Raw genomic sequence first — 19,490 nt, forward strand, 5'->3', positions numbered from 1 at the left:
CACAGGGCCGGCCACTGACCCCGGACCGGTGGCGCGCCCGGGCCGCGACGCGCTGTCATGAACCATGCATCTCACCCGACCTGGGGAACAGGCCATCCCCGCAGAGACCAACAGCCTCGTCGGACGGAGCCGTGAACTCGCCCGAGCACGCCGCTTACTCACCCGGTCGCGACTGGTCACCGTCACCGGGCCGGCCGGGATCGGCAAGACCCGTCTCGCCCTGCGCACCGCCCGTGACCTGCAACCCGCGTTCCCGGACGGCACCCGCCTGATCGACCTCGCCCACCTCCAGGACGGCGACCGACTCGCCCAGACCCTCGGCCTCGCCCTCGGCGTCGACCACGAGAGCACCCTCGACCCGCTCACGCCGCTCGTCCACCACCTCGCCGACCGGCGGCTGCTCCTGGTCCTCGACAACTGCGAACACCTCACGGACCACTGCGCACCGCTGATCCACACACTGCTCACGGCGGCTCCCGGGCTCCGGATCCTCGCCACCAGCCGCCACCGGCTCGGCGTCTACGGGGAGCACATCCTCGACCTCCCGCCCCTGGCCACGCCCGACGCCGAGCACCTCCCGCGGCCAGACGCCCTGACCCGCTACGCCGCGGTCCGGCTCTTCGTCCAACGAGCGCGGGCGGTCCTCGGCGGATTCCCGCACGGCGAGGAGGAGTGGACCGCCGCCGGCCACATCTGCGCCCGCCTCGACGGCATCCCGCTGGCCATCGAGCTGGCGGCGTCGTGGATGCGCGTCCTTCCGGTCCGGCAGATCCTGGACCGGCTCGACGCCTGCCCGCACCTGCCCACGCCGACCGGCGGCGCCGTGCCGGAGCGGCACCGCACCCTCCACGCGGCGATCGACTCCAGCCACCACCTCTGCACGCCCCGCGAGCGTCACCTGTGGACCGCGCTGTCCGTCTTCCACGGCGGCTTCGACCTCGCCGCGGCGGAGGCCGTCTGCCACAGCGAGGACCTGCCGCGCCAGGCGGTGCTCCGCACGCTCGCCGCACTCATGGACAAGTCCGTCCTGATCCGCGAACCGCACTCCGGGGAGCCCCGCTACCGGATGCTGGAGACGCTCCGCCACTACGGTCTCGCCCGGCTGCGCGAGCAGGGACGCGAGGCGGACACCCGGCGGCGCCACCGCGACCACTACCGCGATCTCGCCGCCCGCGCCGAGGCCGACTGGTTCAGCCCCCGGCAGAGCGCCTGGTTCGCCCGCCTGCGCCGGGACCACGCCAACATCCGCTCCGCCGTCGAGTTCGGCCTCACCTCACCCACCGAGGCCCAGGGGGCGCTCGAACTCGTCGCCGCCCTCTGGAGCCACCGGTTCGGACACGGCTGCCTGGAGGAGGAGCGGTACTGGCTCGACCGCACCCTCGTGCTCGGCACCACGCCGACCCCGGCCAGGGCCAAGGCCCTCTGGGCCGACGGCTGGCTCGCCCTCCTGCGCGGCGACGCGCCGACCGCCGCCGCGCGCCTCGCCGAGTGCCGGGCCATCGCCGAGCGCTTCGACCACGGCCCCACCCACGCCCTCGCCGACCAGCTCGCCGGCCTGAGCGCGCTGTTCCGGGACGACTTCGCCCAGGCCGTCGAGCTCCTGCACCGGGCCCTCGACCACCACACCGCGACGGAGGACCCGGGCGCGCAGTGGACCACCCTCTTCCTGCTGGCCGTCGCCTGCACCCTGGCCGCGGACCCCCGCGCGCGCCACTACGCGGACCGGGGCCTGGCGCTCTGCGACGCCCATCAGGCCCAGTGGTCCCGCCGGTACGCCCTGTGGGTCATCGGGCTGCAGCGCTGGCTGGCGGCCGACCTCGACGGCGCCCGCACCGCCCTGAAGGACGCCCTGAGGGTGGAGGAGCCCGGACACAACCTCTTCGCCACGGCGCAGACCCTGGAGGTCCTCGCCTGGACCGCCGCGCAGGCCGGATCGGCCGCCGACGGTGCCGTCCTGCTGGGAGCCGCCCAGGCGGTGTGGGAGCGGATCGGCGTCGTGCCGCCCGCGCTCGGTCGCCTCCTGAACCACCGCGAGGCCTGCCGCACCCTCCTGCGCCGCCACCTCGCCGAGGAGCAGCTGGCGGGGGCCGAGCGAACCGGCGCCGAGATGTCCCTGTCGCAGGCGGTCGCCTTCGCCCTCGACTGGGAACCGGCCCCGCCCGCCGGGGCCGCGCCCGGGCGCTCTCCCCTGACCGCCCGGGAGCAGCAGGTCGTCGACCTCCTGATCGAGGGCCTGACGGACAAGCAGATCGCCGCCCGCCTGGTCCTGTCCCCGCGCACCGTCGAGGGCCACGTCCAGCGCGTCATGACCAAGCTCGACGTCACCTCCCGGCTCCAGATCGCGACCTGGGCCTTCGGCCTCCGCGCCACCCCGCGCTGAACCCCCGGTCCCCGGCGCCGTGTCCGGCGGTCCGACCGGCCACGTGGTTGTACGTGACCGGTCGGGCCGGGGCGAGCAGGTGATTCCACGCTGTCGCGTACCGGCCCACGGCCCCGAAGCTTGCTCCGACACGCCGGCCCACGACCCGAGCCCAGCCCCCACGTGCGTCCCGCACAACAGTGCGCAGCACGCCCAGCGGGCCGGTCGCGTCACCCCCACCCTCACCCCCGGGACCACCCCAGTGCCCGGGACACACCTCTGGAGCCGCTGTGCACGCGCGCCGCCGCACCTCCCGCCTCCTCGCGCCACTGACCGTGGCCGCGCTGGCCCTGCCACTGGCCCTCGCCGCCACCCCGGCACGGGCCGCCGACAGCCCCACGGCGGGCAGCCCCACCGCCGTGAGCCGTACGGCCGCCGGCCCCACGGCCGCCAGCCCCACCGCCGCCGTCGCCATGGGAGACAGCTACATCTCCGGCGAAGCCGGCCGCTGGAAGGGCAACAGCCTCAGCACCTCCACTAGCCGCGCCGGAACCGACCGGGCCTGGACCGGCAGCTCGTACGACCCGTCCCGGGTCTACGGGGCCAGCGCCGGCAACGGCTGCGACCGCTCGGACGTCGCCGAGATCCGCAGTGCCCCCACCACCGCGCAGTACCAGATCAACCTGGCCTGCTCGGGCGCCACCTCCGCCAACATCCCCCGCGCCGCCGGCGGCGGGCAGTCCTACAAGGGCGAGGCCCCGCAGGCCGACCAGCTCGCCCAGGTCGCCCGCAACTACAACGTCAAGCTCGTCTCCCTCTCGATCGGCGGCAACGACCTCGGCTTCGCCGACGTCATCATCTCCTGCGTCCAGGACTACGAGATCTGGAACTCCTACTGCCACGACGACCAGCAGGAGGCCGTCGACTCCCGGATGGACGAGGCCATGGCCGGCGTCGCCAAGTCCATCGACGAGATCCGCGCCGTCATGACCCAGGCGGGCCAGGCCCCCGACAGCTACCGGATCGTCCTCCAGTCGTACCCGTCCCCGATTCCGCGCAGCTCCGAGAACCGCTACCCGGAGAGCGGCTGGAGCCGGACCAGCACCGGCGGCTGCCCGTTCTGGAACCAGGACGCCGACTGGGCCCGGGACCGCCTCGTCCCGCAGATCTCCGACCGGCTCGCGCGCGTCGCCGCGGCCAAGGGCGTGCAGTTCCTCGACCTCCGGGACATGCTCCAGGGACGTGAGGTCTGCTCCACCGCCACCCGTCTGGCCACCCCCAGCAGCCCGCCCACCGCGACCGGGAGCGAGTGGGCCCGCTTCCTCGACTTCGGCACCACGGTCCAGGGCACCATCGAGGAGTCCTTCCACCCCAACTACTACGGCCAGCAGGCCCTCGGGCGCTGCCTGACCCTGCTGGACGCCAAGGGCGGCGGCAACTGGTCCTGCCGCAACACCGCTGGCCGCGACTCCACCGGCATGTACCTCACCGCTCGGTAGCCCGCCCCGCGACGGGCCGCCCCTCCCGGCCCCACCCGGGAGGGGCGGCCATCACCGGTGAGCGGCGACAGGCCCTTTGGCGGGTTGCCCGGGGAATCTTGTATGGTGCTTGGCGAATCATCCAGAGGGGTGGAGGGACCGGCCCTACGAAGCCCCGGCAACTCCCCGGTCGACTCGGCGTCCGAAGTACGCGCCGCGCCGTCCGGGACCAGTGCCAACTCCGGCCTGTCGCCAATGTGGCGCGGGAAAGATGAGGAGACACGGTGCTCTCTGTGCTGTCCTTCGCCCGGGCGCTTCCCGCCCCGGTCCTTCCGCGTACCCGTCTCGTGCCCGGCGCAGGCAATCGGCCGACTTCTCCGGCCTGCACTCGCTGACCACCCCCCCGCTCCCCGCGGGGAGCGTCCGCGAGCGAAGCCCTGCTGCTCGCGGGATCTGAGACGGAGTACCCATCCATGGAGAACACGAGCGGCGTCGGCGTGCTCGACAAGGTCACCTCGATCCTCGGCACCCTGGAGGCCGGTCCCGCCACCCTGGCCGGACTCGTCAACGCCACCGGCCTGGCGCGCCCCACCGCCCACCGGCTCGCCGTCGCACTCGAACAGCACCGACTGGTCACACGGGACTTGCAGGGCCGGTTCATGCTCGGCCCCCGGCTCACAGAGCTCTCGGCGGCCGCCGGTGAGGACCGCCTGCTGGCGGCCGCCGGCCCGGTCCTCACCCACCTGCGCGACGTCACCGGCGAGAGCGCCCAGCTCTACCGCCGACAGGGCGAGATCCGGATCTGCGTGGCCGCCGTCGAGCGCCTTTCCGGTCTGCGTGACACCGTTCCCGTTGGCGTCACCCTCCCCATGAAGGTCGGCTCCGCCGCCCAGATCCTGCTCGCCTGGGAGGAGCCCGAGCGGCTCCACCGCGGCCTGCAGGGCGCCCGCTTCACCGCCACCGCCCTCAGCGGCGTACGGCGGCGCGGCTGGGCCCAGTCCATCGGTGAACGCGAGCTCGGGGTCGCCTCCGTCTCCGCGCCGGTCCGCGGCCCGTCGAACCGGGTCGTGGCCGCGGTCTCGGTCTCCGGCCCGATCGAGCGGCTCACCCGCCACCCCGGCGCCCACCTCTCCCAGGCCGTCGTCGAGGCGGCCGCCCGCCTCACCGAAGCCCTGCGCCAGTCCTGATCGGTTCGCGTCCTCTTCGTGAAGCGGTTCGCCGCCGGCGGTCGGACGGGCTCCGCCGTTGCGCGGCGGAGCCCGTAGAGGGGGAGGCCCGGGTGATGGGGGACGGGCAGTTTGTTTCCTGCGCTGAGTAGGAGTAATCTCGCCCAGTCGCTCGGCAGGGAGCACCGGACACGCATCGGCGCGGACGGTCCCGGGGCGGCCGATCCCTTGAAACACCACTCCTTCCCTTCCGGGCTGGATTGCGTCTTGTCGCACTCCTGTTCGGGGCAGGGTCTATTCGGCGTGTGTGTTTATCGGGATTGTGGCCGGATTCGCTTTTCGGAGCGGGGGTCGGCTAGAGTTTGAAACGTCGGACGGGGCGAACAGCCGCAGAAGACACCGGCGAGTTGGATGAACGAAGCCCCGGAAACGGAGCGGAAAACGTCTGATAAGCTGGAAACACGAAAGAACGAAGCGCCCGGAGGGTCGGTGTGAAAGCCGCCTGAAGGAAGTGTCCGTTCCTTGAGAACTCAACAGCGTGCCAAAAGTCAACGCCAGATATGTTGACATCCCCGGCCTCAGATTCTCTGGGGTTGGAGATTCCTTTTGAAATAACACAGCGAGGACGCAGTGCGCGGGACCGCCCTATTCCGGTGGTTGCCGTGCCGCTCAACGCGAGTGTGACACCGGCCCTGTTCAATGTCGGGGCCGAGTAATCATTCACGGAGAGTTTGATCCTGGCTCAGGACGAACGCTGGCGGCGTGCTTAACACATGCAAGTCGAACGGTGAAGCCCTTCGGGGTGGATCAGTGGCGAACGGGTGAGTAACACGTGGGCAATCTGCCCTGCACTCTGGGACAAGCCCTGGAAACGGGGTCTAATACCGGATATGACCTTCCTCCGCATGGGGGTTGGTGGAAAGCTCCGGCGGTGCAGGATGAGCCCGCGGCCTATCAGCTTGTTGGTGGGGTAATGGCCTACCAAGGCGACGACGGGTAGCCGGCCTGAGAGGGCGACCGGCCACACTGGGACTGAGACACGGCCCAGACTCCTACGGGAGGCAGCAGTGGGGAATATTGCACAATGGGCGAAAGCCTGATGCAGCGACGCCGCGTGAGGGATGACGGCCTTCGGGTTGTAAACCTCTTTCAGCAGGGAAGAAGCGCAAGTGACGGTACCTGCAGAAGAAGCACCGGCTAACTACGTGCCAGCAGCCGCGGTAATACGTAGGGTGCGAGCGTTGTCCGGAATTATTGGGCGTAAAGAGCTCGTAGGCGGCCTGTCGCGTCGGATGTGAAAGCCCGGGGCTTAACCCCGGGTCTGCATTCGATACGGGCAGGCTAGAGTGTGGTAGGGGAGATCGGAATTCCTGGTGTAGCGGTGAAATGCGCAGATATCAGGAGGAACACCGGTGGCGAAGGCGGATCTCTGGGCCATTACTGACGCTGAGGAGCGAAAGCGTGGGGAGCGAACAGGATTAGATACCCTGGTAGTCCACGCCGTAAACGTTGGGAACTAGGTGTTGGCGACATTCCACGTCGTCGGTGCCGCAGCTAACGCATTAAGTTCCCCGCCTGGGGAGTACGGCCGCAAGGCTAAAACTCAAAGGAATTGACGGGGGCCCGCACAAGCAGCGGAGCATGTGGCTTAATTCGACGCAACGCGAAGAACCTTACCAAGGCTTGACATATGCCGGAAACGTCTAGAGATAGGCGCCCCCTTGTGGTCGGTATACAGGTGGTGCATGGTTGTCGTCAGCTCGTGTCGTGAGATGTTGGGTTAAGTCCCGCAACGAGCGCAACCCTTGTTCTGTGTTGCCAGCATGCCTTTCGGGGTGATGGGGACTCACAGGAGACTGCCGGGGTCAACTCGGAGGAAGGTGGGGACGACGTCAAATCATCATGCCCCTTATGTCTTGGGCTGCACACGTGCTACAATGGTCGGTACAAAGGGCTGCGATGCCGCGAGGCGGAGCGAATCCCAAAAAGCCGGCCTCAGTTCGGATTGGGGTCTGCAACTCGACCCCATGAAGTTGGAGTTGCTAGTAATCGCAGATCAGCATGCTGCGGTGAATACGTTCCCGGGCCTTGTACACACCGCCCGTCACGTCACGAAAGTCGGTAACACCCGAAGCCGGTGGCCTAACCCGTAAGGGGAGGAGCCGTCGAAGGTGGGACCAGCGATTGGGACGAAGTCGTAACAAGGTAGCCGTACCGGAAGGTGCGGCTGGATCACCTCCTTTCTAAGGAGCAATACGCCGGTTGCAGGCGAGTGTCCTGCACGGTTGCTCATGGGTGGAACGTTGACTATTCGGCACAGTTCAGACGATGTCTCCTAGTACTGCTTCGGCGTGGAAGAGAGTTCATGGTTTGGGTGTGTCGGGCACGTTGTTGGGTCCTGAGGGAACGGAAGTTGCCTCATGGATGCCGGTCTCACTGAAGAGGTGCCTTCGGGTGTCTTGGAGGTGGGTGACTGGTCGTTGTTTGAGAACTGCACAGTGGACGCGAGCATCTGTGGCCAAGTTTTTAAGGGCGCACGGTGGATGCCTTGGCACCAGGAACCGATGAAGGACGTGGGAGGCCACGATAGGCCCCGGGGAGCTGTCAACCGAGCTTTGATCCGGGGGTGTCCGAATGGGGAAACCCGGCAGTCGTCATGGGCTGTCACCCGCTGCTGAACACATAGGCAGTGTGGAGGGAACGCGGGGAAGTGAAACATCTCAGTACCCGCAGGAAGAGAAAACAACCGTGATTCCGGGAGTAGTGGCGAGCGAAACCGGATGAGGCTAAACCCAAGTGGTGTGAGACCCGGCAGGGGTTGCCGCTTGGGGGTTGTGGGAATGAGCTTCAGTCGTCTGCCGGCGGCTGGGCGAGTCAGAAACCGTATGGATAGTCGAAGGACATGCGAAAGGTCCGGCGTAGAGGGTAAGACCCCCGTAGGCGAAATCTGTACGGCTTGCTTGCTCATCTCCCAAGTAGCACGGGGCCCGAGAAATCCCGTGTGAATCTGGCGGGACCACCCGCTAAGCCTAAATATTCCCTGGTGACCGATAGCGGATAGTACCGTGAGGGAATGGTGAAAAGTACCGCGGGAGCGGAGTGAAATAGTACCTGAAACCGTGTGCCTACAAGCCGTGGGAGCGTCGTCAGTGGGCTTGCCTGCTGGCCGTGACTGCGTGCCTTTTGAAGAATGAGCCTGCGAGTTTGCGGTGTGTAGCGAGGTTAACCCGTGTGGGGTAGCCGTAGCGAAAGCGAGTCCGAATAGGGCGGTTGAGTTGCATGCCCAAGACCCGAAGCGGAGTGATCTAGCCATGGGCAGGTTGAAGCGCGGGTAAGACCGTGTGGAGGACCGAACCCACCAGGGTTGAAAACCTGGGGGATGACCTGTGGTTAGGGGTGAAAGGCCAATCAAACTCCGTGATAGCTGGTTCTCCCCGAAATGCATTTAGGTGCAGCGTCACGTGTTTCTTGCCGGAGGTAGAGCACTGGATAGGCGATGGGCCTCACCGGGTTACTGACCTTAGCCAAACTCCGAATGCCGGTAAGTGAGAGCGTGGCAGTGAGACTGTGGGGGATAAGCTCCATGGTCGAGAGGGAAACAGCCCAGAACACCGACTAAGGTCCCTAAGCGTGTGCTAAGTGGGAAAGGATGTGGAGTCGCAGAGACAACCAGGAGGTTGGCTTAGAAGCAGCCACCCTTGAAAGAGTGCGTAATAGCTCACTGGTCAAGTGATTCCGCGCCGACAATGTAGCGGGGCTCAAGCACACCACCGAAGTCGTGTCATTGCAGCATGAAGGGCTAACGCCTGCTGTGATGGGTAGGGGAGCGTCGTGTGCCGGGTGAAGCGGCGGTGGAAACCAGTCGTGGACGGTATACGAGTGAGAATGCAGGCATGAGTAGCGATACAAGAGTGGGAAACTCTTGCGCCGATTGACCAAGGGTTCCTGGGTCAAGCTGATCTGCCCAGGGTAAGTCGGGACCTAAGGCGAGGCCGACAGGCGTAGTCGATGGACAACGGGTTGATATTCCCGTACCCGCTTTGAAGCGCCAACGCTGAACCTCTTGATGCTAAGCCCGTGAAGCCGGCCCGGAGTCTTCGGACGATGGGACGTGGTGGAGCCGGTGACCCAACGGGGTAGTAGGTGAGCGATGGGGTGACGCAGGAAGGTAGTCCAGCCCGGGCGGTGGTTGTCCCGGGGTAAGGGTGTAGGCCGTGAGGTAGGCAAATCCGCCTCACATTAAGGCTGAGACCTGATGCCGAGCCGATTGTGGTGAAGTGGATGATCCTATGCTGTCGAGAAAAGCCTCTAGCGAGTTTCATGGCGGCCCGTACCCCAAACCGACTCAGGTGGTCAGGTAGAGAATACCGAGGCGTTCGGGTGAACTATGGTTAAGGAACTCGGCAAAATGCCCCCGTAACTTCGGGAGAAGGGGGGCCATTCCTGGTGACGAGTCTTGCACTCCGAGCTGGGGGTGGCCGCAGAGACCAGCGAGAAGCGACTGTTTACTAAAAACACAGGTCCGTGCGAAGCCGTAAGGCGATGTATACGGACTGACGCCTGCCCGGTGCTGGAACGTTAAGGGGACCGGTTAGCTCTATTTCGGTGGGGCGAAGCTGAGAACTTAAGCGCCAGTAAACGGCGGTGGTAACTATAACCATCCTAAGGTAGCGAAATTCCTTGTCGGGTAAGTTCCGACCTGCACGAATGGCGTAACGACTTCTCGACTGTCTCAACCATAGGCCCGGTGAAATTGCATTACGAGTAAAGATGCTCGTTTCGCGCAGCAGGACGGAAAGACCCCGGGACCTTTACTATAGCTTGATATTGGTGTTCGGTTCGGCTTGTGTAGGATAGGTGGGAGACTTTGAAGCAGCAACGCCAGTTGTTGTGGAGTCGTCGTTGAAATACCACTCTGGTCGTGCTGGATGTCTAACCTGGGTCCGTGATCCGGATCAGGGACAGTGTCTGGTGGGTAGTTTAACTGGGGCGGTTGCCTCCTAAAGGGTAACGGAGGCGCCCAAAGGTTCCCTCAGCCTGGTTGGCAATCAGGTGTTGAGTGTAAGTGCACAAGGGAGCTTGACTGTGAGACTGACGGGTCGAGCAGGTACGAAAGTAGGGACTAGTGATCCGGCGGTGGCTTGTGGAAGCGCCGTCGCTCAACGGATAAAAGGTACCCCGGGGATAACAGGCTGATCTTCCCCAAGAGTCCATATCGACGGGATGGTTTGGCACCTCGATGTCGGCTCGTCGCATCCTGGGGCTGGAGTAGGTCCCAAGGGTTGGGCTGTTCGCCCATTAAAGCGGTACGCGAGCTGGGTTTAGAACGTCGTGAGACAGTTCGGTCCCTATCCGCTGTGCGCGTAGGAGTGTTGAGAAGGGCTGTCCCTAGTACGAGAGGACCGGGACGGACGAACCTCTGGTGTGCCAGTTGTTCTGCCAAGGGCATGGCTGGTTGGCTACGTTCGGGAGGGATAACCGCTGAAAGCATCTAAGCGGGAAGCCTGCTTCGAGATGAGCACTCCCACCTCCTTGAGAGGGTAAGGCTCCCAGTAGACGACTGGGTTGATAGGCCGGATATGGAAGCCCTGTGAGGGGTGGAGTTGACCGGTACTAATAGGCCGAGGGCTTGTCCTCAGTTGCTCGCGTCCACTGTGTTGTTCTGAAACAACGACCCCCACCGCTCTGCGGGTGGGCGGTGCGATAGTTTCATAGTGTTTCGGTGGTCATAGCGTGAGGGAAACGCCCGGTTACATTCCGAACCCGGAAGCTAAGCCTCACAGCGCCGATGGTACTGCAGGGGGGACCCTGTGGGAGAGTAGGACGCCGCCGAACAATCATTCACGAAGAACCCCCGATCCATTCACGGATCGGGGGTTCTTTGCATTTCCGGGCTTTCCGCCACCCACCGGTCCCAGCGGAGCCGGGACCGGTGGCCCGTGCGGCTGGGACCACGGGCCGGGCAGCATGGCCGGGGCCAGGGAGGTGCGCGGATGAGAGGGTTCGGTACCGTCGGGGCCGGCGTCGTCGGAGCCCTGGCGGCGGCCGGGGCCGCACTGGTGTGCGCGGTGGTGTGGTCGGTCCTCGCGCTCACCCACCCCGGGGTGGCGGGCGTCAGCGAGAGCTACTTCATCGACGGTCTCTGGCTCGCGCTCGGTCTGACGTTCACGCTCGCCGGCCTGTTCCTCGTGGTCAACCGGAACGGTCGGGGCCTGGGCGTACTGATGCTCGCCACCGGCCTGTTCCAGGCACTTCGCATGGTGGTGATCCTGGCCGCGGCGCTGTCCGGTGCCGGGCCGGTGGCCGCGGGTGCGATCACGGCGGTGGTGCTGGCCACCAGTTTCACCAACGCCTTCCTGGTGCTGGCCTTCCCGCTCTGGCTCCCCGACGCCCGCCTCCCCGGTGGGATCTGGCGCGCCGTGACGGTCCTGGTGGCAGCCTTGAGCGTCCTGCTCGCCTTCTCCGACACGGCCGGGGACTCCCAGTGGTACACCGTGCCGAATCCGCTCCACGACACCGCGCTGTACGCCTGGCTGGACGGGTGGCTCGGCCGGTACGCCTTCGACGTCTTCACCGCGAGCCTCGCGCTCACCCTCATGGTGGCCGCAGTCCGCTGGTGGCGTTCGCCCGGACCCCACCCGCACCTGCCCGAGGTCGTGGCGGCCTACGTGGCCTGGGCCGCGCTGATCACCGTCCCGCACTACGTCGGCGACTACCCGGGGTGGCTGCCGTACGCGGTCCTGGTGGCCGGCGAGGCGGCCTGGATGCTGGTGCCGATCGCCGCCTTCCGCCGCGACCGGCAGCTCTCGCTGGGCCGGGTCACCCGGCGCTACCTGACCGCCTACGCCTACTGCACCCTGGTGTTCATCGCCGTCCTGTTCGCGGTCTACCTGATGCACCGCCTGGAGCCCGGCTCCGGGGGCGGCCCGCGGTGGTGGCAGGTGGTGACGGCGGTGGTCCTGGGCGCGCTGCTGCGGCCGGCGGCGCGGGGCGTGGGGCGCGCCGTGGACCGGTACTACTACGGCGAGCGGGCCCACCCGTACCAGTTGGTGCGGCAGCTGGCGGAGCGGATGAGCCACGCCGTCAACCCGGCCGACGCCCCGCCGCTGCTCTGCCGGACGGTGGTGGAGGCGCTCGGGCTGCCGGCCGCGGCGGTCCGGGTGCGGACCCGGGGCGGACCGCGCGAGCTGGCCCGGCTCGGGTCGGCGGACCGGTCCGGCGAGAGCTTTCCGCTCACCTACGAGGGCGCCGAGATCGGCGAGCTGTGGGTGCCGCCGCGCTACGGGCAGACCGAGCTGGACCGGCAGGACCGGGCGGTGCTCCACCTCCTCGCCGACCAGGCCTCGCCCGCGATCGCCTCGCTCGGCCTCTACGAGGACCTCCAGGCCAGCCGCGAGCAGCTGGTGCTGGCCCGCGAGGAGGAGCGTCGCCGGCTCCGTCACGACCTGCACGACGGCCTCGGCCCCGCCCTGTCCGGCCTGCGCCTGCGGATCGACGCCGCCCGCACCGACCTGCCCGACGGCTCGACCACCTCCGCCTCGCTCACCACGGCCTCCGCCGGCATCGGCCAGGCGATCACGGAGCTCCGCCGGATCACCGACGGGCTGGCACCCGCGCCGTTCGACGGCAGGGGCCTGACCGGTGCGCTCCGCCAGCTCGCCGCCAGCCTCGGCAGCCGGTCGCTCCGGGTCACCCTCGACCTGCGGCCCGACCCGCTGCCCACCCTCCCGGCCGCCGTCGAGGTCGCTGTGTACCGGATCAGCGGTGAGGCCCTCAACAACGTGGTCCGTCATTCCGGCGCCACCGCCGCCCGTCTCACCCTCCGGGCCCCGCCCGACCGGGTCACCGTCGAGGTCGCCGACAACGGCGCGGGCTTCCCCGCCCGCGCCACCACGCCGGGAGTGGGCCTCAGCTCCATGGCCGAACGCGCCGAGGAGCTCGGCGGCACCTTCACCGCCACCAACGCCCCCGTCGGCGCGGTCGTCCGGGCCGTCCTCCCGCGCGGCCGGGCCGGGTGAGCCGCCACCGCTGTCGGACGGGCCGGCCGGGGCGGACGGATGGACGGGCGGACGAGGAGCCGACGGGCCGAAGGGCCGAGGGGCCGGGAGGGGCCGGCGAGGGCTCCGGAGCGTACACGGGGATGTGGCACGGTGGTTGCGGTGCGTGATCACGCCGGGTTGTATGTCCCGCTCACCTCCGGGAGGGGACCATGGGTGTATGGCCAGAGACACGGGCCCCGCTACCCGGCCGCCTCTGCGCCGGCCGGGTGGCCGTCGTGGGCGGCGAGATCCACGCGCAGTTACGAGGGAGCCTTCGGCGTACCGCCTGCGGTCGATGATGAACATCCGCAGCGTCGCCGGGCAGATGTTCGTCCTGCAGGTGTTGATCGTGCTGTTGCTCGTGGTGGCGGCCGTCGTCGCGCTGCTGGTCCAGTCCCGCAGCGATCGGTACGACGCGGCGCGGGACCGTTCGCTCGCCGCGGCCCAGGCGTTCGCCCACAGCCCCGGGCTGGTGGACGCCATGCAGGGCCCCGATCCGAGCGCCGTGCTCCAGCCGCTGACGGAGGCGGCCCGCAAGGACGCCCACGTCGACTTCATCGTGGTGACCGACCGGAACGGCACCCGCTACACCCACCCCCAGCCGGAACAGATCGGCAAGCAGTTCGTCGGCACCATCGGACCGTCGCTGAACGGCGCGGTCACCGTCGAGCAGGTGCACGGCCCGCTCGGGCTGGAGTACCAGGTGGTGGTCCCGGTGGAGGACGCCAACGGTTCGGTCGTGGGCATCGTGTCGTCCGGGATGAAGGTCGCCAACGTGAGCAGCGCGGTCAACCGGCAGCTGCCGGTCGTCCTGGGTGCCGGCACCGTCGCGCTCGGCCTGGCCACGGCCGGCACGGCGCTGGTGGGCAGGCGCCTCCTGCGGCAGACCCACGGCCTGGGGCCGGAGGAGATGACGCGGATGTACGAGCACCACGACGCGGTGCTGCACGCGGTGCGCGAGGGCGTGGCCATCGTCGGTGGCGACGGCCGGGTCCTGCTCGCCAACGACGAGGCCCGTCGGCTGCTCGACCTGCCCGACGACGCGGAGGGGCGTGCCGTCACCGATCTCGGCCTCGCTCCCCGTGCCGCCGAACTGCTGGCCTCCGGCCGCTCGGTCAGCGACGAGGTGCTTCCGGTCGGTGAGCGGTTGCTGGCCGTCAACACCCGCCCCACCGACAGCGGGGGCGGCCCGTCCGGCAGCGTCACCACCCTGCGCGACTCGACCGAGCTGCTGGCCCTGGCAGGGAAGGCGGAGGTCGCCCGTGGCCGGCTCAGGCTGCTGTACGACGCGAGCATGTCCATCGGCACGACCCTGGACGTCCGGCGCACCGCGGAGGAGCTCGCGCAGGTGGCCACCCGGGAGTTCTGCGACTACGCCACCGTCGACCTCGCCGAGGAGGTCCTGCGCGGCGAGGAGCCGCCGGTCCTGACGGTCGGTGCCCCGGTGGAGCTGGAGCGGGTGGCGGTCACGGGCGTCCGTGACGACTCGCCGCTGTATCCGCAGGGGGAGCTGGTCAGGTGGGCCGGGAGCACCCCGCAGGCGGCGGGGTTCGTGAGCGGGCGCTCCGCGCTGGTCCCCGAGGTGTCGACCGACGCCGGGTGGCGCAAGCAGGACGCCGAGCGCACGCGGGCGGTCATGGACTTCGGCCTGGTGTCGCTGGTCGCCGTGCCGCTGACGGCACGGGGTGTGCTGATGGGCGTCGCGTCCTACTGGCGCGGCCGGGACAAGGAGCCGTTCGACGAGGACGACCTCTCCCTGGGCGAGGAGCTGGCCGCCCGGGCGGCCGTGTCCATCGACAACGCCCGCCGCTTCACGCGCGAGCACACGATGGCCGTCACCCTGCAGCACAGCCTGTTGCCGCGCGGGCTGCCCGAACAGAGCGCCCTCGACGTCGCCTACCGCTACCTGCCCGCCCAGGCGGGGGTCGGGGGTGACTGGTTCGACGTCATCCCGCTCTCGGGCACCCGGGTGGCGCTGGTCGTGGGCGACGTCGTCGGCCACGGCCTCCACGCGGCCGCGACCATGGGCCGCCTGCGCACCGCGGTCCAGAACTTCTCCACCCTCGACCTGCCCCCGGACGAGCTCCTCGGGCACCTGGACGACCTGGTCACCCACATCGACCAGGAGGCGGCCGCGGTCGAGGGGTCGCTCGCGATCACCGGCGCCACCTGTCTCTACGCCATCTACGACCCCATCACCGCCACCTGCGTCCTGGCCCGGGCGGGCCATCCGCCGCCCGCCCTCGTCCGTCCGGACGGCACGGCGGAGCTGCTGGACCTGCCCGCCGGTCCGCCGCTGGGCCTGGGCGGGATGCCCTTCGAGGCGATGGAGGTGCGCCTCGACCCGGGCAGCAGCCTGGTGCTCTACACCGACGGCCTGATCGAGGACCGCACCCGTGACCTCGGGGTGGGCCTGGACGTGCTCACCGCCTCCCTGGCCCGGCCCGACCGGTCGCCCCAGGAGGCCTGCGACGCGGTGCTCGACGCCCTGCTGCCCGCCCGCCAGACCGATGACATCGCCCTCCTCGTCGCCCGCACCCGGGTGCTGGAGCCCGGCCGGACCGCCGAGTGGGAGGTGGCCGAGACCCCGGCGGCCGTGGCCCGGGCCCGTGCCGACGCCACCCGGCAGCTCACCGAGTGGGGCCTGGACGAGGCGGTGTTCGTCACGGAGCTGGTGCTCAGTGAGCTGGTGACCAATGCCATCCGCTACGCGACCGGTCCGATCACGATGCGGCTGCTGTACGACCGCACGCTGATCTGCGAGGTCTCGGACACCAGCAGCACCGCGCCGCACCTGCGCTACGCGGTCGCCGACGACGAGGGCGGCCGCGGCCTGTTCCTCGTCGCGAGGCTCGCCGAACGCTGGGGCGTCCGTTACACCCCGCAGGGCAAGATCATCTGGGCGGAGCAGTTCCTGGAACCGGGCGCCGGCACGGCCGGGCCGGTGGACGCCTTGGCCTGGCCCGTCGACGAGGCGGCCTGGCCCGAGGACGAGTAGGGCGAGCGGGAGGAGTGGCGGGCGGGGCCGCGGTGGTGTGCCCCGGCCGGCCGAGGGGCTCAGCGGCGCACGCGGCGGGCCCGGAGGTACTCGCGGCCGAGCAGGCGGAGGGCGGCGGGCTTGGACGGGCCCGCCGAGCGGCGCATCAGCGCGGGGACGTCCGCGCGGGCGGCGGCGCTGGTCAGCTCGTCCAGGCCGATCAGGCAGCGGACCATGGGCCGGTGGGCGGGCGGCACGAGACCGGCCACGGCGCGGCCCTCCGCGAGGGTGCGGTCGACCAGGTCGAGCTGCTCGGTGATCATCGCCCGGACGGCCGGGAGGTCGCGGGCCTGCTCCAGGTCGGCGCGGGTGACCCCGTGCCGGTCGAGGGTCTGCTCGGGGACGGTCAGGCGGCCGTCGGCCAGGTCCTCGGCGAGGTCGCTGACGAAGTCGAGCCGCTGGCCGGCGTCGATGAAGGTGCGGCAGGCGGCCCGGTAGGCCGTCTGGTCGCCGTCCGGGCCGAGCAGGGTGGCGACGACCATGAACGCGGGCAGCGAGTAGGCGTCCACGTAGTGCTGGTAGTCGGCCTCGGTGGCGAACCCGGTGAAGTCGAGGTCGGTGAGGGCCCCGGCGAGGTGTTCCAGCGCGCGGTCGTGCAGGGTGGGGTGGGCGGCGGCGGTGTTCAGCAGCGGACGCAGCTCGGGGTTGTCGGTGCCACCGGTGGCGAGCCCGTCGGCGACCTCCTGCTCCCAGCGCGCGTACGCCGCCTTCCGCTCGTCGAGCGGGCCGCTGTCGAGCAGGCTGTCGGTGCGGTGCATGTAGGCGGTGGCCGCGATCACGTGCGGCACGACGGGCGCCGGCAGGAGGAGCCGTGCGGCGAGCACGGCCTCCCGCTTGTACTGCGTGACCTGCCGGCGCTGCCGGCTGTAGTCCTCGCGCAGTCCGGGGTCGGTGATCCCCGCCGCGTCCAGAGCGCTCTCCCAGCTGCCCACTCGCGTTCGCCCTCTCCCTGGTCGGTGTACGCCGAGCCTAGACGGCCGGTGATCACGGCCCCGAGGGGAGGGGCGCAGTTCGGGGACGGGGCGCCGGCCCCACCGGGCGGCGGGCTCGGTGGGGCCCTGGAGACGGATCAGCGGTCGGGCTCAGTGGGGGGAGAGGACCAGGCGGCGGGTGTCGTTGCGGTAGCCGAGGCGGTCGAAGGCCGCGGCCATCGGGGTGTTGGTGAGGTCGGTGTCCGCACGGACGCGTTCGGGCGCGGTCTCGGCGGCGAGGATCCGGGTGATCTCGGCGAGGATGTCGTCGCCGTAGCGGCGGCCGCGGTGCTCCGGGACGACGCCCAGGTAGCCGACGACGGGGAAGGCGTGGTTGCGGGAGGGGATGCCGAAGCCGACCGGCTCGCCGTCGGGCGTGCGGGCGATGCGCCACCAGGAGCGGTCGCCGAGCATGGTGTCGCGGTAGAAGGCGACGTCGGCGCGGGCCTGGGCCTCGGCGCCGAGGCGTTCGGCCTCCTTGCGGGAGTCGGTGTCGAGGGTGCCCACCAGGACCCGGCGGAACAGGTCGACGAAGACCTCGTCGTCGGGCTCGGGGTGGAGGAGGAGACGGCCGGACGGCTCCGGGAGGCCGGCCGGGGGCGTCCACTCGTACCGCAGGCGTTCCAGGCCCGCCGGGAGGCCCGCCCGCCGGGCCGCCTCCCGGCGCCAGGCCACGGCCGCCACCGCCTCGGGACGGTCGCGCCAGTCGCCGGGGAGGACGAGGTGGTACTCCGGGGCGGCGTCGGCACCGGCCCCGGCGTAGGCCGCGTGGGCGGCGGTGAGCAGCTGCGCGGCCAGGTCGGTGCGGTCGGCGGCGGACTGCACCGAGTCGTGGACGAACACGGCGTCGAGGGCGTCGGGCAGGTCCCCGTCCGGGTCGCCCCACCAGACGGCCAGTGCGAGCGGGGCGCCGCCGGGGGCGTCCTCGGCGACCCAGGTCCAGTCGGGGCGGTACTCGCCGTCGGCGAGGCGGGTCCGGTAGGTGTCGGCCGTCAGGCCGGTGGCCGGGTCGGGCACGATCAGCGGGAGGACGCGGTCGAGGTCGGACGGGGCGGTGGGACGGACGATCACAGTGGCTCCGCATCGGTGGAGTTGGCGGGAATCCTGGCCAGGGCGGTTCTATCGCACCCGATCGGTTCCGGGGGCGGAAGCGCCTCGACGGTGTGGCGGCGCCCGGCCAGGCCGGTCACGGCCAGGAGCAGGCCGGTGCAGCAGAGCAGCAGCGCGCTGCCGCGGTCCCGGTCGGTACCGAGGAGGCGGCCGAGGGTGGAGTCGAGCGGGCCGCCGGGGCCCACCAGCGGCTCGCAGACCTGTGCGGCGAGCGGTCCGGCCAGCAGGTAGCCGAGCAGGGTGCCGGCCTGGGTGAACATCCGGCGCAGGGCGAAGACCCGGCCCTGCGCCTCGGCGGCCACGGCGGACTGCCAGAGCACCTGGGCGCAGCCGGTCACCACCGGCAGGCCCAGGAAGAACGTGAAGGCGGCCGCCGAGAGGGCGGCGGGGCGCGGGTGGAGGCCCGCCGCCAGGACGGCGGCGCCGCTGAGGACGGTGGCCGAGGTGACCCAGGCGAGCGGCCGGCGCGGACCGGACCAGATCGACATGGCGACACTGCCGGCCGCCAGCCCGAGGCCTCCGGCGGTACTGACCACGGCGACCGCGGCGTTCTGGTCCGCGGCCGGGGTGCCGGCCAGGACCAGGGGCAGCAGCAGGGCGGTGGCGGCGGCCTCGGCCGCGTTGAGCACGGTGACCACGCGGAGCAGGTGCCGTAGCCCCGGTTGGCCGGTGAGCAACCGCCGGCCCTCGGTCAACTCGGCGCGCCAGCTCGGGCGTTGCGCCGGTTCGGTGGCGCGCCCGGGTGGGCGGGGGCGGTCCCGGTGGCCGGCCGGCTCGGGGAAGCGGGCGACCAGCAGGGTGAGCAGCCCCAGCGCGAACGAGACGACGTCGGTCCACAGGACGGCGCGCAGCCCGCCCGCGCCGAGCAGGACGGCGGCGAGCATCGGGCCGAGCAACTGGGCCCCGGCCAGGGCGGTCTGGGTCATCGCCCCGGCCCGGCCGCGCTGTTCGGGCCGGACCATGCCGGTGACGGCGGCGGCGAGCGCGGGCCACTGGAAGGCGGCGCAGCAGGACTCCACGACGGTGGTCGCGTACACCTGCCAGACGGCCAGGTGCCCGGTCGCCTCGGCGGCGGCCATCGCCACGGCGGCGAGCATGGCCGCCGCGTCCGCGCAGAGCAGGACGGTCCGGCGGCGGTGGCGGTCCACGAGGACCCCGGCGGCCGGGGCGGCCAGCATGCCGGGGGCGAAGCCGAGCAGCAGGCCGGTGGCGAACTGGGTGACGGATCCGGTCTGTTGGTAGATCCACAGGCCGAGGGCGAAGCCGGAGATGCTGGAGCCGAGGGCGGTGAGCAGCCGGCCGACCCAGATGAGGAGGAAGGTGGTCACGG

At 69.9% G+C, this 19,490-nt stretch carries 8 protein-coding genes, 3 rRNA genes and 1 riboswitch; of the genes, 8 read left to right on the forward strand and 3 right to left on the reverse strand.

The genetic code is table 11. The features are described from left to right. Nucleotides 1-64: 64 nt before the first annotated feature. From RMN57_RS32650 to RMN57_RS32685, 8 genes are all read left to right on the forward strand, one after another. The gene (locus RMN57_RS32650; RefSeq protein ID WP_313766893.1) at nucleotides 65-2,380 is read left to right on the forward strand and encodes a LuxR C-terminal-related transcriptional regulator; all 2,316 of its coding nucleotides are present in this window, start codon (nucleotides 65-67) and stop codon (nucleotides 2,378-2,380) included. Between the two features lie 269 nt (nucleotides 2,381-2,649). After that, complete coding sequence (locus tag RMN57_RS32655; protein ID WP_313766894.1) at nucleotides 2,650-3,858, forward strand: GDSL-type esterase/lipase family protein; 1,209 nt, start codon at nucleotides 2,650-2,652, stop codon at nucleotides 3,856-3,858. Nucleotides 3,859-3,972: 114 nt separating this feature from the next. Continuing rightward, nucleotides 3,973-4,115: riboswitch (SAM riboswitch) on the forward strand. Nucleotides 4,116-4,310: 195 nt separating this feature from the next. Next, a complete protein-coding gene (locus tag RMN57_RS32660; RefSeq protein WP_313766895.1) occupies nucleotides 4,311-5,024 on the forward strand; it encodes an IclR family transcriptional regulator in 714 nt (237 codons plus the stop codon). A 698-nt stretch (nucleotides 5,025-5,722) separates the two neighbouring features. Continuing rightward, a 16S ribosomal RNA gene (locus tag RMN57_RS32665) occupies nucleotides 5,723-7,246 on the forward strand. Nucleotides 7,247-7,519: 273 nt separating this feature from the next. Continuing rightward, nucleotides 7,520-10,640: ribosomal RNA gene (locus RMN57_RS32670) — 23S ribosomal RNA — on the forward strand. 81 nt (nucleotides 10,641-10,721) lie between these two features. Continuing rightward, nucleotides 10,722-10,838, forward strand: a 5S ribosomal RNA gene (rrf, locus tag RMN57_RS32675). Together the 16S, 23S and 5S rRNA genes form the textbook arrangement of a ribosomal RNA operon. Nucleotides 10,839-10,996: 158 nt before the next feature. Further along, nucleotides 10,997-13,021, forward strand: coding sequence for a histidine kinase (locus RMN57_RS32680; RefSeq protein WP_313766896.1), 2,025 nt, complete (start codon nucleotides 10,997-10,999; stop codon nucleotides 13,019-13,021). Between the two features lie 316 nt (nucleotides 13,022-13,337). Further along, entirely contained in the window at nucleotides 13,338-16,040 is a 2,703-nt protein-coding gene (locus RMN57_RS32685) for a SpoIIE family protein phosphatase (RefSeq protein ID WP_313766897.1), read from the forward strand. 59 nt (nucleotides 16,041-16,099) lie between these two features. Here the strand turns inward: RMN57_RS32685 and RMN57_RS32690 are convergent, their stop codons facing one another. The 3 genes from RMN57_RS32690 to RMN57_RS32700 form a co-directional block, all read right to left on the reverse strand. Continuing rightward, a complete protein-coding gene (locus RMN57_RS32690; RefSeq protein ID WP_313766898.1) occupies nucleotides 16,100-17,011 on the reverse strand; it encodes a squalene/phytoene synthase family protein in 912 nt (303 codons plus the stop codon). Nucleotides 17,012-17,161: 150 nt separating this feature from the next. Then, nucleotides 17,162-18,121: a GNAT family N-acetyltransferase gene (locus RMN57_RS32695; protein WP_313766899.1), complete on the reverse strand. Its 960-nt coding sequence runs from the start codon at nucleotides 18,119-18,121 to the stop codon at nucleotides 17,162-17,164. Continuing rightward, nucleotides 18,118-19,488, reverse strand: a complete 1,371-nt coding sequence (locus RMN57_RS32700; RefSeq protein WP_313766900.1) for an MFS transporter — start codon at nucleotides 19,486-19,488, stop codon at nucleotides 18,118-18,120. The genes RMN57_RS32695 and RMN57_RS32700 overlap by 4 nt, the downstream gene beginning before the upstream one ends. Nucleotides 19,489-19,490: the final 2 nt, after the last annotated feature.

The organism is Kitasatospora sp. CM 4170 (genome assembly GCF_032110285.1).
GTDB classification, from domain to species: domain Bacteria; phylum Actinomycetota; class Actinomycetes; order Streptomycetales; family Streptomycetaceae; genus Kitasatospora; species Kitasatospora aburaviensis.

Coding starts and splice junctions, on each gene's coding strand:
- RMN57_RS32650 (WP_313766893.1), top strand. CDS start 65: ATGCATCTCACCCGACCTGGGGAACAGGCCATCCCCGCAGAGACCAAC.
- RMN57_RS32660 (WP_313766895.1), top strand. CDS start 4,311: ATGGAGAACACGAGCGGCGTCGGCGTGCTCGACAAGGTCACCTCGATC.
- RMN57_RS32680 (WP_313766896.1), top strand. CDS start 10,997: ATGAGAGGGTTCGGTACCGTCGGGGCCGGCGTCGTCGGAGCCCTGGCG.
- RMN57_RS32685 (WP_313766897.1), top strand. CDS start 13,338: ATGATGAACATCCGCAGCGTCGCCGGGCAGATGTTCGTCCTGCAGGTG.